This window comes from Acetoanaerobium sticklandii (assembly GCF_000196455.1).
GTDB classification, from domain to species: Bacteria; Bacillota; Clostridia; order Peptostreptococcales; family Filifactoraceae; genus Acetoanaerobium; species Acetoanaerobium sticklandii.
Genome location: NC_014614.1, coordinates 260,711 through 277,463 on the forward strand (window position 1 = coordinate 260,711; position 16,753 = coordinate 277,463).

At 36.4% G+C, this 16,753-nt stretch carries 12 protein-coding genes; 9 read left to right on the forward strand and 3 right to left on the reverse strand.

All coding sequences use genetic code 11. The features are described from left to right. Window positions 1-71: 71 nt before the first annotated feature. The gene (locus CLOST_RS01265; protein ID WP_013360443.1) at window positions 72-830 is read left to right on the forward strand and encodes a prepilin peptidase; all 759 of its coding nucleotides are present in this window, start codon (window positions 72-74) and stop codon (window positions 828-830) included. Between the two features lie 74 nt (window positions 831-904). Here the strand turns inward: CLOST_RS01265 and CLOST_RS01270 are convergent, their stop codons facing one another. The 3 genes from CLOST_RS01270 to CLOST_RS01280 are packed head-to-tail and all read right to left on the reverse strand — an operon-like array spanning window position 905 to window position 3,155. After that, a complete protein-coding gene (locus CLOST_RS01270) occupies window positions 905-1,714 on the reverse strand; it encodes a metallophosphoesterase (RefSeq protein ID WP_013360444.1) in 810 nt (269 codons plus the stop codon). Continuing rightward, a complete protein-coding gene (locus CLOST_RS01275; RefSeq protein WP_013360445.1) occupies window positions 1,715-2,563 on the reverse strand; it encodes a TPM domain-containing protein in 849 nt (282 codons plus the stop codon). Window positions 2,564-2,579: 16 nt separating this feature from the next. Beyond that, on the reverse strand, window positions 2,580-3,155 hold the full coding sequence (locus CLOST_RS01280; protein ID WP_013360446.1) for a LemA family protein: 576 nt from the start codon (window positions 3,153-3,155) through the stop codon (window positions 2,580-2,582). 348 nt (window positions 3,156-3,503) lie between these two features. On the opposite strand from CLOST_RS01280, the gene addB reads away from it, so the two are divergent. From addB to hcp, 8 genes are all read left to right on the forward strand, one after another. Then, a complete protein-coding gene (gene addB, locus CLOST_RS01285; protein ID WP_013360447.1) occupies window positions 3,504-6,860 on the forward strand; it encodes a helicase-exonuclease AddAB subunit AddB in 3,357 nt (1,118 codons plus the stop codon). Further along, window positions 6,861-10,415, forward strand: a complete 3,555-nt coding sequence (gene addA, locus CLOST_RS01290) for a helicase-exonuclease AddAB subunit AddA (protein ID WP_013360448.1) — start codon at window positions 6,861-6,863, stop codon at window positions 10,413-10,415. Between the two features lie 147 nt (window positions 10,416-10,562). After that, on the forward strand, window positions 10,563-11,447 hold the full coding sequence (locus CLOST_RS01295) for a DegV family protein (protein ID WP_013360449.1): 885 nt from the start codon (window positions 10,563-10,565) through the stop codon (window positions 11,445-11,447). 75 nt (window positions 11,448-11,522) lie between these two features. Further along, on the forward strand, window positions 11,523-11,951 hold the full coding sequence (locus CLOST_RS01300; RefSeq protein ID WP_157858275.1) for a DUF6762 family protein: 429 nt from the start codon (window positions 11,523-11,525) through the stop codon (window positions 11,949-11,951). A gap of 219 nt (window positions 11,952-12,170) precedes the next feature. Further along, window positions 12,171-13,331, forward strand: a complete 1,161-nt coding sequence (locus CLOST_RS01305) for a DUF819 family protein (protein WP_013360451.1) — start codon at window positions 12,171-12,173, stop codon at window positions 13,329-13,331. Window positions 13,332-13,358: 27 nt separating this feature from the next. Continuing rightward, complete coding sequence (locus CLOST_RS01310) at window positions 13,359-13,688, forward strand: DUF3870 domain-containing protein (RefSeq protein WP_013360452.1); 330 nt, start codon at window positions 13,359-13,361, stop codon at window positions 13,686-13,688. Window positions 13,689-13,702: 14 nt separating this feature from the next. Then, window positions 13,703-14,794 (forward strand): dipeptide epimerase, encoded by a 1,092-nt coding sequence (locus CLOST_RS01315; RefSeq protein WP_041487064.1) that lies wholly within the window; start codon window positions 13,703-13,705, stop codon window positions 14,792-14,794. A gap of 284 nt (window positions 14,795-15,078) precedes the next feature. Next, window positions 15,079-16,710 (forward strand): hydroxylamine reductase, encoded by a 1,632-nt coding sequence (gene hcp / locus CLOST_RS01320; RefSeq protein ID WP_013360454.1) that lies wholly within the window; start codon window positions 15,079-15,081, stop codon window positions 16,708-16,710. The last annotated feature ends 43 nt before the right edge of the window (window positions 16,711-16,753 follow it).

Sequence of the window (16,753 nt, forward strand, 5' to 3'; positions counted from 1 at the left end):
AAAGCGATTATAGAGGTGATAAAAAAAGATTGATATTTGGGATATGAAATTACTACATGTGAGGTGGGGCAATGGGTATATTGGTGTTTTTATATGGACTGATATTTGGGAGCTTTTATAATGTTGTGATATATAGGATACCTGCAGACAAAAGCATAGCAAAAGGCAGGTCGATGTGTGGTAGCTGCAACCATACATTAGCTGCAAAGGATTTGGTTCCTGTACTTAGCTGGGTATTTTTAAAAGCAAAATGTCGCTACTGCGGTTCAAAGATATCTATGAGATATCCTATAATAGAGCTAGTTACAGGACTATTATTTTATATTGCCTATGCCAGCTCAGGCTCTATATGGGAGTTTTTATTTTATGTCAGCCTTTGGTCCATGCTACTTATTACAGCAATGATAGATTACGATGAAATGATAATATCTGATGCGGTACTTCTTGTATTTACGGTAGTAGGATTAGTTTCGATTTTAGGAATGAAAGCAGGATTACTCACTAGAGTCTATGGACTTGCCTTTGGATTTGGCTTTTACTTTGCAATTTATTATGTAGCAAAGCTGATTTATAAAAAGGAGGCCTTTGGCTTTGGGGATGTCATGCTTATGGGAGCACTAGGCATATTTATGGGATTTAGAGATACTGTTTTAACGAGTATACTTAGCTTTTATGTAGCTCTTATCATAATAGTAATAATGAAAATATTTGGAAAGAAAACAGGGCTTAGGCAGGAGATTCCTTTTGGACCATATATATGTATAGCTGCGTTCTTAGTTTCGCTTTATGGGGATGAGATAGTAAATCTTTATCTCAATTTGTTTATGTAGATGATTAAGAAAGCCTCACTCTTCACACAATGTAGCATGTGGACGAGTGAGGCTTTTTAAATTTAAGCATGCACTTATTTAAAATCTATAACTACAAGCTCTGGATTGTTGAACATTCTAAAAGGAAACAAACTGTTTCCAAGTCCTCTACTGACTATCATTGTAGTTGGCCCTGAGGTATAAGCACCTGCATCGTAAGCAGGCAGGATGCCTTGATGTGGAGCTATTACACCACCTAGCATAGGGAGTCTTAGCTGACCGCCGTGGGCATGTCCAGTTAAAACTAGGTCATAGCCAGATTCTACGTAGTCATTAAAATGTTCAGGTCTATGAGATAGCAAGATGTTGTATACCATGTCATCTAGGATTTCCAAGCTGTTTTTAAATTCTGTTTCTCTGCTTGCTCTGTCATAGGATATAGGGTCGTCCACTCCTTTTATCTGAACAGGGATATCGTTATAATAGTAGGTATCGCAAGCATTTTCTAGTGTGACGATATGAAGCTCATCGAGCTTTGACTTTAAAGCATAGCCGTTATCACCAAAATCATGGTTTCCATTTACTCTATAGACAGTATAGTTTTTGGATAATGCATCCATAAGAGTGAGGGCGTTTTGATGGCCTTTTCTTCTGCCGTCTACTAAATCTCCTGTAAATACTATCAAATCTGGTTTAATCTCATTTATTTTTTCAATAATTTTTTCTTGATTTTTTCCAAAGCTTTTATTGTGCAAATCACTAAGATGAAGTATCCTAAGCCCTGATAACTCATCATAGGGTATTTCAAATGTAGTTATATCAAGGGCATTATTACCATGATAAAGTAGAAAAGGCAATAATAGCATCAATGAAAGTAAGGGGTATAGCCTTTTTTTCTTTTTCATTTAAAAACCTCTGCTTCCTCCGCCGCCGCCGGAGCTTCCACCACCACCGAAGCTTCCGCCACCAAAACCACCGCCAGAGCCGCCTCCTCCAAAACCACCAGGAAAGCCTCCAAAACCTCCACCACCAAATGGGCTTGAGTTTCTGTAGGATCTGCGTCTTCCACCTCTTCCGCCTCCGTTACCGACTATAATTAAAAAGAGAATGAAAAGGATTATCCCAGTAGATAAAAAACTGCTGTCATCATCATCTGACATAGGCTCGGCTATTGGTCTTTCGACGATATTTGTGTATATTTTTTCGCTGTCATATCCGTATTCTAGATTGACTCTATCAGTTACATCGTAAAATATTTGAAGGAGTCCTTTGTTGTAGTCACCCTCTGATAAAAATGGAGTGGCTCTATCTAGTATCTGCCCGACGGTTCCATCGGTTATAGCGCCCTCTAGTCCATAGCCTACTTCGATTCTTATCTTTCTTTCTTCTAAAGCCAGAACAATAAGGACTCCGTTATCGAGCTTGGAATCTCCTATTTTCCATTTTTCAAATAGCTCTACAGCATAGGTTTCTATATCTAGGCCTCCCATGTCAGGGACTGTAGCTACTACTACCTGAGGCTTTTCTTCCAGTGCTTCATAGTTTAAATTCACTGAGCGTATGAAGGTTTTTACATCCTCACTTAATAACCCTGCATAGTCTGCATGATAAAACTCTGTAGTAGGGGAGGGCATCTGAGCATAGCTAGTACTAGTAAAAACTAAAAGTATAGCAGCTGTCAGGCTTAGAAGTCTTAATACTAATTTTTTATACAAATCACTTTTATATATGGCTCTATAATCAATTTCATTCAAGGCTTCTCACTCCAATTTATGGATTAGTTAAATCAACTTTTGGTGCTGTTTCCGCTCCATCAGCTGCTTCAAAGTATGCACGCTCGTCAAAGCCCATCATTCCAGCTATTATTACAGTTGGAAATCTTTTGATTTTTCTGTTGTAGTCAGCAACTGTTTCGTTATACCTTCCTCTTTCTACACTGATACGATTTTCAGTGCCTGCAAGCTCATCCATAAGTCTAGTAACGTTTTCGTTAGAACGAAGCTCAGGATAGTTTTCCATAACTACTAACAATCTTCCTAAGGCTCCTTCAAGCTGATTTGAGGCTTCTACTTGCTCATCTACAGTAGATGCTCCAGCCATAGCAGCTCTTGCATCAGCTATTTGTCCAAACACCTCTTGCTCTTGGGCCATAGCTCCCTTTACAGATTCTACTAGATTTGGAATCAAATCATAACGTCTTTGAAGCACAGTCTCCACATTAGCCCATTGCTGATCAGCGTTTTCTGAGAGAGTCACAAGATTGTTGTATGAGCCAATCAGTGGCATTACTAAAAGCCCCGCTATCACAACTAGAGCAATAATTACTCCTAATATACCTTTTTTCATCAGTCATTCCTCCTAAAAGAATAGGTGATATTCACCTTGATAATGGTTACACTTACCTTATAAATATATCCATTACTTAGTAAAACTAACAGCTTAGTGCTAAGCTGCCTAGAATGCGATTATAGCACTGTGAGTATTTGAAATGTTTAAAAATTATTAACAAAATATTACAAATATATAACTATTAGCTTGTATATACTTTTATAATACAAATAACATCGTTTAGTTTTAAACTAGAGATTTGAAATATAGCTTATAAGATTATTAGTCTCAAATATATCTTAAGCAGCTATGATATAATAAATAGAAGAAACAAATGTTTTGCTTATGAGCCATAGGAGGAAGATTATGATTAAAATAATAACTTCAAGAGCTGGCTATGGAAAGACCAGCAGCTTATATAAAGAAATACTAGAAAAGGATAAAAATGCAGAGGTAGCTTATCTTATGGTACCTGAGCAGTTTACTCTTCAAAGTGAGCTGGCTCTTATGGATAAAGTAGACTCAAAAGGACTAATTTACGCACAAGTTATGAGCTTTGAGCGTTTGTCTAGATTAGTACTATCGAGGGTAGGCGGATTAAAAAGACCATATATAGATGAAATAGGAAAGCATATGGCTCTTAGACTTATATTTGATAAGCATGAGGATAGTCTTCCAATGTATAAAACGGCCTACAAAAAAGAGGGCTTTTTAAGTGAGCTATCCCATACGCTTTCAGAGCTAAAAAAGATGGCTGTACCTCCTTCGTTATTACTAGATAAATCAAATCAAATAGAAAACAATGCCCTTTTAAAGCAAAAATTGTTTGAGATAGGCTTTATTTACAATGAGTTTTTGAATTACATGCAGGACCAGTATATAGATAATGAAGACAGAATAAGTCTGTTAGCTGAAAAAATTAATCTCTATAAAGAAATTTCAAATGCTAGTTTTTATTTCGATAGCTTTACTGGCTTTACAGCTTTGGAGCTATCAGTGATAGAGCAACTAGCTCAAATGGGCACTTCTCTTTGCTTTGCCCTGACTTATGATGAAACTTCAGCTGACAAAGATGTATTTTCTCCTACTAGCCTAACCATAAATCAGCTAAAGGCTATAGCAAAAGCTACAGGCAGTGAATTTGAAATCGAAGCTTTAGTGAATGAAAGCACTAAGTCTAAGGAAATAAGATATATAGAAAAGGCTCTTTACGATTATAAAGCGCCTTCATATAAAGAGAAAATTAAAGATGTGAAGCTGTTTGAGGCTCTTGATATGGAAAAGGAAGCAGAGCACTGCGCTCTTGAGGTGCTGTCATTAGTTAGGGACTTTGGCTATAGATTTAAGGATATCTTAATCATTACTCCTATGCCTCACCTCTATGCAGGTCCTATCAGCAGAGTTTTTACTAGGCTTGAGATACCTCATTTTATAGATGTAAAAAGAGATATAATGAGCAGTCCTCTTATCACTCTGATTTTTTCCTATCTGGATATGCATATCAAAAATCTTCGCTATGAGGATGTATTTAGTTTTCTCAAGTCTGGCTTTACTCAGCTAGACGAAAGCCAGTATATGCCCCTTGAAAACTTTGTTCTAAAGTGGGGCATAAAAGGCAGAATGTGGCTAGATGAAAATAGATTCAGCGAAGAAAGATTTTTCGACCAGTATGATTCAAGTGAGTATAAAGAAAAAATCAAAACAGCTAAAGACTATCTTGTGAGCTTATTTGAATTAAACAAAAAAAGCTTTAAAGGCTCGGGAACGGGACCTAGCTATGCCAAGGCTTTATTTGGATTTTTGACTGAAATAAAAGCTCAGGACCAGCTTGAGATATTCGTAAATAGATTAAGAGAAGAAAATGCTTTTGACTATGCCAATGAAAACGCCCAAATATGGAATATAATCCTAGATACTCTAGACCAGCTAGTAGAAATTATGGGTGAAAAACCTATGAGCCTAGAGGAGTTTAGAAATATACTTTACGAGGGCATCAAGCAGCATGAGATAGGCATAATTCCGCCTGCCTTAGATCAGGTTATAGTTGCAACCCTAGATAGAAGCAGAAGCACAGCTATTAAAGCTCTGTTTTTTATGGGACTTAACGACACCTATGTACCTCATGTGGGAAAGGACAGCCCTATACTTCTAGATGATGACAAGAAAAAGCTAAAAGACCTCGGAGTAAATCTACCATCTGAGCTAGACAATGCCATGTCAGATGAGACTCTCTCCATCTACAGTGCACTGTCAAAGCCAAATGACAAGCTATTTCTAAGCTACAGTCTATCAGGAGGAGAGGATAACAAGGCTCTTAGACCTTCCACTATAATAAATAGGCTCAAGACTTTATTTCCAAACTTACATGAACGCTCATCTTTGTCAGATACTAGTGTTTTTAGCTATATATCAACTCCTGACTACAGCTTTGGAAAGCTAGCAGGAGAGCTGAGAGATTTAGTAGAAGAAAAACATCTTGATAAGGACTGGCTATCACTATATAGCTGGTATATAGATAACGATGGCTGGGAAGCTAGAAGACAAAGACTTCTCGATAATTTGTTTTATAAAAATCAGCAGGAATACATCACTCCTACTCAAGCAAAGCAGATTTACGAGGCTCCGTTTAAAGCGAGCGTAAGTAGGCTAGAAAGGTTTGCAAAATGTCCGTTTGACCATTTTGTGCAGTATGGTCTAAAGCCAGAGCCTAGAAAAGTTCATGAGATAGGACCACCAGAGCTAGGGACTATATTTCACAGTGCTATAGAGGATTTTGCAAAGCTTGCCAATAACAAGGCTAGCCTGCCACTACTTTTAGACAAAAAAACCTGTGACGAGCAAATTGATAAGCTAATAGAAAACTGTGTATCTGACCATATCAAGATACTCATGGATAACTCAAAACGAAATGCCTATATGATGAAGAAAATAAAAAAAGTAGGAAGACGTGCCGCTTGGACTATGGTAAACCAAATGAGCAAGGGTAGGTTTGAGCCTTATGATTTTGAGATGAAATTGCCACCTATAGTGCTTGATTTAGGTGAATATGGCACTATAGAGCTAACTGGTCAAATAGATAGGGTAGATATTTTAGATGAAAATGAAAAAACCTATGTCAAAATCATAGATTATAAATCCAGAGAAAAGAAATTTAGTCTTTCAGATGCTTACAATGGGCTAGATATTCAGCTCATAGTGTATTTGGAATCGGTGCTAGAGCATCTGCCTAGCCTTAAAAAGACCAAAGCCTATCCAGCAGGAGCTTTTTATTTCCCTATAGTGGATAAGCTCATAGAGTCTGACTTAACAGATGTAGAGGAAATAGAAAAGCAAATTGCAGGCAAGCTAAAGATGCAGGGCATAGTTTTAAAGGATATAAATATAATTAAAGCCATAGATGCAGATATAGAAAACGAAGGTAGCGTAATAGATGTAAGGGTAAAGGATGAGGATATAAAAAGTGAAAATGCTCTTAGCGAGGAGGAATTTACAGCTTTATTAGACCATGTTATGGAGCTTGTAAAGGATATGTCGAAGGAGATACTAGCTGGAAATATATCTATACATCCTTACAGCGATAAACAAAAAGCTCAGTGTAGCTACTGTGAGTATTCGAGTATGTGCAAATTCGATACTTTGTTTGAAGGAAATACCCACAAGACTGTAAAGGCATTAAAGGACAAGGAAGTAAAAGAATTATTAATGAAGAAGGAGGGAATCTAGATGGCATGGACAGATGCTCAGCAAAGTGCAATAGACAGTAGAGGAGAAAATCTTCTAGTGTCAGCGGCGGCAGGCTCAGGAAAAACAGCCGTACTGGTTCAAAGAATCATAGATATAGTGCTAAATGAAAAAGTAGATGTTCAAAACCTCCTCATAGTTACTTTTACAAATGCAGCGGCGGCTGAAATGAAAGATAGAATACAAAAGATGCTCATGCAGAGGATGCTTGATAATCCACAGGAGAGCCACTATCTAACCAAACAAATTCAAAATCTGCCTAGAGCCTCTATTAGCACTATGCATTCATTTTGTATAGATATATTAAGGCGTAACTTTCATATGCTAGACTTAGATCCTTCTTTCAAAATAGCAAACAACGCCCTTGTTTCTATTATGAAAACTCAAGCTATGGAGAGCTTGTTTGATGAAGCCTACGACTCAGATGATGTTCTGTTTTTATCCTTGGTTGATAGCTACGGGGGAACTAAAGACGATAAGAAGCTAAGCGACCTCATAGATAAGGTATACAATTTCATCCAGAGCCAGCCCTATCCACTAAAATGGCTAGAAAGTGAAGCTGAAAGCTTTAATATATCGAGCTTTGATGAGCTTTCTACAAGTAAGTGGATGCAGGTAATTAAAGACGACATAAGAATCAAGCTAGATGCAGCCTATGATGCAGGCAAGAAAGCTATAGAGCTTTGTAAATTAGAAGGAGGGCCCCTTCCTTATTTAGCGGCTATTGAAGATGATTTGCTACTTATAGATGATTTGAAATCCAAGCTAGAGCAGTCCTTTGCAGACTTTATACAGGCTATAGCAGAAGTGAAGCACAGCAGATTTGCAGCAATTTCTAAAAAAATGAAGGAAGAGCTAGATGTTGCTTTAGTTGATGAAGTAAAGGCTATAAGAGATACGGATATAAAAGCTAGCGGTATCAAAGCCATCCAAAAATCAATAAAAAACATATCTCAGGGATTTCAGTTAGAAGATATCAAAAATCTCTATCCTCTTATGAAAGCTCTTTACAAAACTGTAGCAAGATATGACGAGCTATATTCTGAGATAAAGTTAGCAAATTCAGTCTTAGACTTCTCGGATTTGGAGCATTATGCTCTTAGATTGCTGGAAAATGAAGCTGTAAGAGAGGATTTAAGAGCTAAATACACCTATATTTTCTTTGATGAATATCAAGACAGTAATATTGTTCAGGAGACCATAATCTCGGCAATAAAAAGAGAAGATAATTTATTTTTAGTAGGAGACGTAAAGCAGTCCATATATAGATTTAGATTAGCTGACCCTACCTTGTTCATAGATAAATACCATTCCTATGCAAAAGCTGACGATAGGCCCAATAAAAGAATTGATTTATCAAACAACTTTAGAAGTAGACCGGCAATACTCGAATTTATCAACGATATATTTTCAGCTATTATGAATGAAGACTTAGGAGAGGTGGCTTATGACGATTCAGCCAAGCTAATTCCTGGAATGGATTTTCCTGTTGAGAAAAACAAAGTGGAGCTTGTAGTGCTTGAAAATCATAAGCTAGAAGAAGACGATGAGCTAGCTGAGGATGCAGATATGGATAACCCTGAGCTAGAGGCGATGTATGTATCATCTAGAATCAAGGAGCTGCTAGGCAAGGAGCATTACAATCCAAAAGCTAAGGAGTTTCAAAAAATAACCTATAGAGATATTGTGATTCTCATGCGCTCACCCAAAAGCAGTATTGCAGCTTTTGAAAAAGTCCTTAAGGACGATAGGATACCTTGCTATGTGGATTACAGTGCTTCATACTACGATGTGCTAGAGGTAAAGCTCTTTATAGATTTGCTTAAAATCATAGACAATATAGAGCAAGATGAAGCTCTTCTAGCTGTTATGAATTCTTCTATAGGAGGCTTTAGTCTAGATGAAATCATCGAGATAAGAGTAGCTTATAAAAAAGGAGCCATATATCAGGCCTTGCTTTCTTATATGGCGGACAATGATAATGAGCTTTCAATAAAAATAAATACTTTCCTAGACAGAATTAAGACCTATCGCTTTAAGGAAAAGCTCCAAAGACTAGATGAATTTTTATGGTATCTGATGAATGACACAGGCTATTATAGTGATTTGGCGGCTATGCCAGGAGGACAGATGAGGCAGGAAAATCTAAAAGCTCTGCTCGATAAAGCCTCGGAATTTCAGTCAAACACTACAAATGGACTTTTCAACTTCCTGCATTATATAGACAAGCTTCTAAAGGACAAAGGAGATACTCAGGAAGCCAAAGCTCTCAGTGAGAGCGAGGATAGAGTTCGAATCATGAGTATACACAAAAGCAAGGGACTTGAGTTTCCTGTTGTTTTCGTATGTGGACTGAGTAAAGGCTTTAATAAAGCTGATTTTAAGCAAGATATCATGCTTCACAATTCCCTAGGTATAGGACCTAAATATGTAGATCTCGATAAAAACGTCTACAGAGAATCTCTTCCAAAGACAGCCATAAAAATCCAGTCGAATAAAGAAATGCTATCTGAGGAACTGCGAATCCTTTATGTTGCTCTTACTAGAGCAGTAGATACTTTGATAATGGTGGGAAGTGTAAAGGATATAGAAAAGCTAGCGACAAGGGCAAGTAAATCAACTAGCACTAGCTATCTACTGTCACAGAGCAACTATCTTTCATGGATGCTCATCGCCCTGTATAAACATAGAGATGCATCGGCTCTTAGAGATTACGCTGTAAGAGAAGTAATAGAAGATGATACATCTTATAAATCGAGCTTTAAGCTTTCATTAGTAGCAAAATACGACCTGCTTAAGCTGTCTCAAAGAGAGCGAGAGGATATAGACAATATGGAGGCTATCTTAAGAGACTATAAAGCTGACTCTAGTGAAACCCTAAATCCTGAAGTGATATCTGTGATAAACTCTAGATTCAGCTATGAATATCCATATAAAGAGCAGACTATGCAGGTGTCCAAAACGAGCGCAACTATGCTTGCAAAATCAGTACTAGATGCTTCGAAAATCTCAGTAGTAATCCAAAGCATGCCTAGGTTCATGCAGAAAGTAAAAACCTTTAGTGCTTCACAACGAGGAACCCTCATGCATTTTGCTATGCAAAATATAAACCTAAATCAAGTAGCAAGTCCTAGTGAAATAGAAGACCAGCTTGATATGATGCATGTAAATGAGCTTCTTACCTCAGAAGAGAGAGCTTCTTTAGATTCTGAGATGCTTTATGAATTTTTCTGCTCCGAGCTAGGAAAAAGGATGCGTAGGTCTAAAAATGTAATAAGAGAAAATTCATTTATGCTAAAAAAAGACGAGGTGCTAGTAAGCGGAGTAATAGACTCTTACTTTGAAGAAGATGGCGAGTGGGTGCTAGTAGATTACAAAACGGACTATCTAGGGACAGACTCAAAGAAAGATAAAGCTGAAATGTACAGACCTCAGCTAGAGCTTTATAAAGAGGCTCTAGAGTCAAGCACAGACAAACCTGTAAAAGAGGCTTATATTTACTTGTTTGATATTCAAGAGGCAGTTAGGGTAATATAAAAAGGAATTTAAGCCTTAAAATTTTATAATTGTGTGAGATAAAAGTAAAATAGGGTAAAATATATATGGTAAACTGTGAATCAAATATGGGATAGTTCAGGATTATAGTTTATAATTAATTTAAATCCCTTATGAAGGAGAGAGAATATGGAGAAAATAGCTATCATTACAGATTCCACATCTGACCTTACTCAGGACATCATAGACAAATATGATATAAAGGTAATGCCACTTCAGATAATTTATCAAAGCAAAATATATAGAGACAAGGTAGATATTACACCAGAGCAGATTTACTCAGGTATGGAAAGAGAAGTTCCTAAGACTTCGCTTCCTCTTACGGCTGATGTGGTAAAGACCTTTGAACAGCTTAAGCAAGAGGGATATACTCATATTCTAGGTGCTTTTATTTCATCTGGACTGAGCGGTACCTACAATATGGTTAGAAATATGGCAAATGATTACAAAGATGATTTTGTAATTGAGCTTATTGATTCGAAAAATATTTCGTGGGGCTCAGGTTTTGGGATAGTTGATGCAGCAAAAGCAAGAGAAGCAGGAGCTAGCTTTGAAGACGTAGTAGCTGCGGCTAAGAAAGCTATCAAAAACACCAGATGTGTATTTGTGCTTCCTACATTATACTACCTTAAAAAAGGTGGAAGAATGGGAAGAGTAGAAGGTACAGTAGGAGATTTACTGAACATCAAGCCTATAGTAGGCGTAGATGAAGCAGGAGACGGCCAGTACTTTACAATCAAAAAAGTAAGAGGAAGAAAAAAATCTCTTACAGAATTATTTAATGTAATTCACAACCTTGTAAAGGACAAAGAAGCCTTTGAGGTTATAGTTCTAAGTGGTAACGCACCTGAAGAATCCACGGAAATAGCTGAAAAATTCAAAGCTATGCCAAACTGTAAATACGTGTTAGAAACTTCTGTAAGCCCTGTTATAGGCGTGCATACAGGACCTGGACTTTTGGCACTCTCAGTAAAATGTGACAGTGGAATGGATAATATAAAAGAAGACAAATAAGAGCCCTGGCAATATAGCAATCAAAGATTGCTGATAGGTGCTGAAACCTTGTTATTTTAACAATAATAGATAGGAATGATGAAAATAATGGAGCCATTTGCAGTGATATTGATGAGAAAAGATAGTGAGACGGGTTTTTTCGAGTCTGAAGTAGGAAGTTACAATATTCCTAGCATGGGAGAGTATTTAGAGAGTATTTTTGTGATAGACAAAGAGGAAGAGGACATGGTTCATCTTAGAATCACTACTGCAACTCCAGTGAAAGACTGGGAGTACTCAGCTATATACGATTACTATGATGAAGATAGAGTATCAGCTCTGGATTTTGTCATAAAAGTAGAGCCTATAGAAGATGATTACGATCCTCTATGGGAAGTTACATTTAAACTTCTAGACAATATAGAAGAAACAGAGGAGCAGATTCAAAAAATTCTAGAGACTCATCATATAGAGCTACAAGAGGTAATGCAGGAGATAAAAGATAAAGAGGAAGAATATAAATAGGCTGAATTACTTTATGCAAATTACTTGATAAAAAAACTAGTATCTTGTATAATTAAAAAAAAACAAAATATAGAAAATTCAGTTTACGAAAAGAAAATCGTCTTTATGGCCTTTCTTTTCAATGAATCAAATTCTTTATTATCTACGTAATAAGGACCATGTGATAAAATCTCATATGGTCTTTTTTTGTTTTTTAAAAAACTTTTAAGGAGGATTTTTATGATAACAAATGGTTTTACTTTTGTAGCTTTTTTAGTTTTATTAGCCGGAATTATAGTAATTGTAGAAAAGAAAAGCAACAGCAAAATTTTTAACTACATACCAGGTGTTGTAATGCTTTACTTCTTTGCAATGCTTCTAGCTACATTTGGATTATGGGAAAAAACAGACTCAGTAAATACCTACTATAAAGGAGTAAAAGACAATCTGCTTCCTGCGATGATTTTCTTAATGCTACTTAGATGTGACCTTAGAAAAATTTTCAAGCTTGGGCCTAAAATGCTTATTGGTTTCTTCTCAGCCTCTATAAGCATAGGAGTAGGGTTTGTAGTTTCGTATGCAATTTTTAAGGGCTTCTTCCCAGCCGATACTTGGAAAAGCTTTGCCGCTCTTGCTGGAAGCTGGATGGGTGGAACAGGAAATATGGCAGCTATTCAAGGAGCTTTAAATGTTCCGGATTCTGCTATGGGATACACTCTTTTGATAGATTCTATAGATTATTCTATTTGGGTTATGATTTTACTTGCTTTAGTGCCTTTTGGACATCTGTTTAATAAATGGACGAAAGCAGATACTAAGGTAATAGATGAAATAGGAAGAGAGCTAGAAAAAGATAAGGAAAATATGAGAACGACTATAGAGTTTTCTGACATGATTATTCTGCTTGGAAGTAGTTTAATGGTTTCTAGTTTATCACAGGCACTTAGCGTACACCTTCCGCAGAGCGATTTTCTAACTGTAGGTACATGGACAGTAATTATCGCTACAGTAATAGGAGTATTATGTGCACTGACTCCATTTGGAAAGCTTCCAGGTTCATCGCAGATTTCAAATGTAATGCTGTATATTATCATAGGTTTGATAGCATCTAGAGCTAATTTTGCTGAGCTTACTCAAGCGCCTATTTACATAGTTGCTGGCTTTGTAATTCTAATTGTCCACGCAGTTGTGCTTGCTATTATTGCCAAAATATTTAAGCTGGACTTATTTACTTGTGGAGTGGCTTCTCTTGCAAACATTGGAGGAGTAGCATCTGCGCCTATTCTTGCAGCATCTTACTCAGAGGCTCTTATACCTATAGGGGTGCTTATGGCTATGCTGGGATACGTTGTAGGTACAGGCGGAGGACTGTTCGTAGGAAAAATCCTCTCTATGCTATAATATATCAAAAAACGGAGATGATGATAAATGTATCCAGATACTACAGTATATATTATAGGACACGCTAGAACTCAGGCAGATAATGCAATAACGGAGCACTTCAAAGGTTTTTTTATAGGAGTAGTAGTAGATTATATTACTGATGAAATTGTAGATATAAGCTGTAGCTCAACTATTCCTACTACTGAAAAATTTATTCAGAGTTTATTTATAAATAAGAAGCTAGATAAGTACTATGGCGAAATAGACAGACAGATAGAGCAAAGATATTTTGGAACTTCTCAAAAAGCATTGTCGACTGCTTATAAGGATGCAGTAAAACGATATGCGGAGGTAAAAGAAAAATACTACAAGTAATATTGGAGGCAAGTATGAAGATAACTGATATAGAACTATACTCCATTTCAGTGCCATTAAGGACTCCTTTTAAAACAGCCCTTAGAACTGTAAATGCAGTAGAAGACATAATAGTAAAAATAAATACAGATGAAGGAGTTTGTGGGTATGGAGAGGCTCCTCCTACAGGAGTTATAACTGGTGATACTTCTGGTTCAATTATAGCGGCTATCAGAAATCATATAGAAAAAGCCATAGTTGGAATGGATATTGAGGATTTTGAAGAGATTATGGAAAAGCTTCATAAAAGTGTAATTGGAAATTATTCAGCAAAAGCTGCTGTAGACATGGCGCTATATGATTTATTTGGACAAAAGTGGGAGATTCCTCTTTATAAGCATCTTGGTGGTAGCAAAAAAGAAATAATCACAGATATAACTGTAAGTGTAAACGAGCCTGAAGAAATGGCGGCTGATGCTCTAGATGCTGTAAATAAAGGATATAAAACACTGAAAATCAAAGTTGGAAAAGATTCTAAAAAGGATTTGCAAAGAATGCAGGCTATAAGAGATGCAGTAGGATATGAAGTGGATCTTAGAATAGATGCAAATCAAGGATGGCAGGCTAAAGAGGCAGTAAAAGTTTTAAGACAAATGGAAGATAAAGGTTTAATGATTGAGTTTGTTGAGCAACCAGTTGCAGCTCATGATTTTGAAGGCTTAAAGTATGTAACTGACAATGTATCGATACCAGTATTAGCAGATGAGAGCGTATTTTCACCTATGGATGCAGTAAAAATAATGCAACTAAGAGCGGCTGATTATGTAAATATTAAGCTTATGAAATGTGCTGGAATACATAATGCGCTTAAGATTACTGCTCTAGGAGAGCTTTATGGAGTAGAGTGCATGATAGGCTGTATGCTAGAAGCAAATGTATCGGTTACTGCTGCTGTACATCTTGCAATGGCAAAAAATATAATAACAAAGATAGATTTAGATGGACCAGTACTATGCAGTGAAAACCCTGTTGTTGGAGGAGCTATATTTGACAACTATAGAATAAATATGAGCGATGGAACTGGATTAGCAATAAAAGGAATTCAAAATTTACAAAAAATAAATTAATTAATTTAGAATACCGTAACAAATGTTACGGTATTCTTTGTTTATATGAGGTAAATTAAGAGCATAAGTTTTATAAAATTTATTTTCTGCTTAAAAAGTATACTATTTTAGTAGAAAATATAATTAGTTTTAAATTTTGGTTATAAATTGATAAATATTCGTAAAATTTTGATATTTTGTGTTTATATTCAAAATATTGGGTACTTATCAACTAGCACTAGGATAGTAGGTTGTGGTTTTTGTCACAGCTAAAAAATATTTTAAAAAACCATGGAGGTGTCTTTATGTATTGTAATCAATGTCAAGAAGCTGCAAAAGGATATGCATGTACATCAGTTGGAGTATGTGGAAAGAAGAACGACCTAGCTAACATGATGGACTTACTTATTTATTCAACGGAAGGTATTTCACTTTATGCTCAAGAATTAAGAGCAAAAGGTCAAAAGATTGACCCTAAAGTGGATTTATTCATAATGGAGTCACTATTTGCTACTATTACTAATGCTAACTTTGATGATGAAGTTATCATTAAAAGAGTAAAAGATGCACTTGTTATAAGAGAAGAACTTAAAAAGCAATTAGGAGCAGAAATCAATCATCCTACAGCTACATTTACAGCTGCAACTTTAGATGAAATGAACTCATTAGCTCAAAAAGTTGGATTCCTTTCAATAGAAAACGAAGATGTTAGAGCGCTTAAATCACTTATCCTATTTGGACTTAAGGGACTTGCTGCTTACTACCATCATGCACATAACCTAGGACATAACGACGAAAAGCTTGATAACTTTATGGAAGAAGCACTAGTTGTAATGACTAGAGAAGATATGTCTGCAGACGAGCTTACAGCTTATGTACTTAAGACTGGTGAGTTTGGAGTAACTGCAATGGCACTTCTAGATGCTGCTAATACTTCAACTTACGGAAATCCAGAAATTACTACTGTTAACCTTGGAACTAGAAATAACCCAGGTATCCTAATCTCTGGTCACGACCTAAAGGATATGGAAGAGTTATTAAAGCAAACTGAGGGAACTGGAGTAGATGTATATACTCACGGTGAAATGCTTCCAGCTAACTACTACCCAGCATTCAAGAAATATGAGCATTTTGTTGGAAACTATGGTGGATCTTGGTGGAGCCAAAACCCAGAGTTTGAATCTTTCAACGGACCTATCCTATTTACTACTAACTGTATAGTTCCTCTAAAATCAAACAACACTTATTTAAATAGAATGTACACTACAGGAGCATCTGGATATCCAGGAGCAGTTCATATTCCTGATAGAGAAGATGGAAAAGCTAAAGATTTCTCAGCTATTATAGAGCAAGCTAAAAAATGCGCTCCTCCAGTTCAAATCGAAGAAGGAGAAATCGTTGGAGGATTTGCACATAATCAAGTTATCGCTCTTGCTGACAAGGTTGTAGATGCAGTTAAAACTGGAGCTATCAAAAAGTTCTTTGTTATGGCTGGATGCGACGGAAGATTTAAAGAAAGAAGCTACTATACTGAGTTTGCTGAGGCTCTTCCAAAGGATACGGTTATCCTTACTGCTGGATGCGCAAAATATCGTTACAACAAGCTTAACCTTGGCGATATCGGTGGAATTCCTAGAGTACTTGATGCTGGACAGTGTAACGACTCTTACTCACTAGCAGTTATTGCTCTAAAACTTAAAGAAGTATTTGGACTTGAAGATATCAATGAGCTTCCAATAGCTTACAATATAGCTTGGTATGAGCAAAAAGCTGTTATAGTTTTACTTGCTCTGTTATATCTTGGAGTTAAGAACATCCATCTTGGACCTACACTTCCTGCTTTCTTATCACCAAATGTTGCTAATGTATTAGTAAATAACTTTGGTATCGCTGGAATCGGAACTGTAGAAGACGATATGAAGGTTTTCCTAGGATAATTCCCCTATCCTAAAACATAAATTATTCTCATTTTAACTAAAA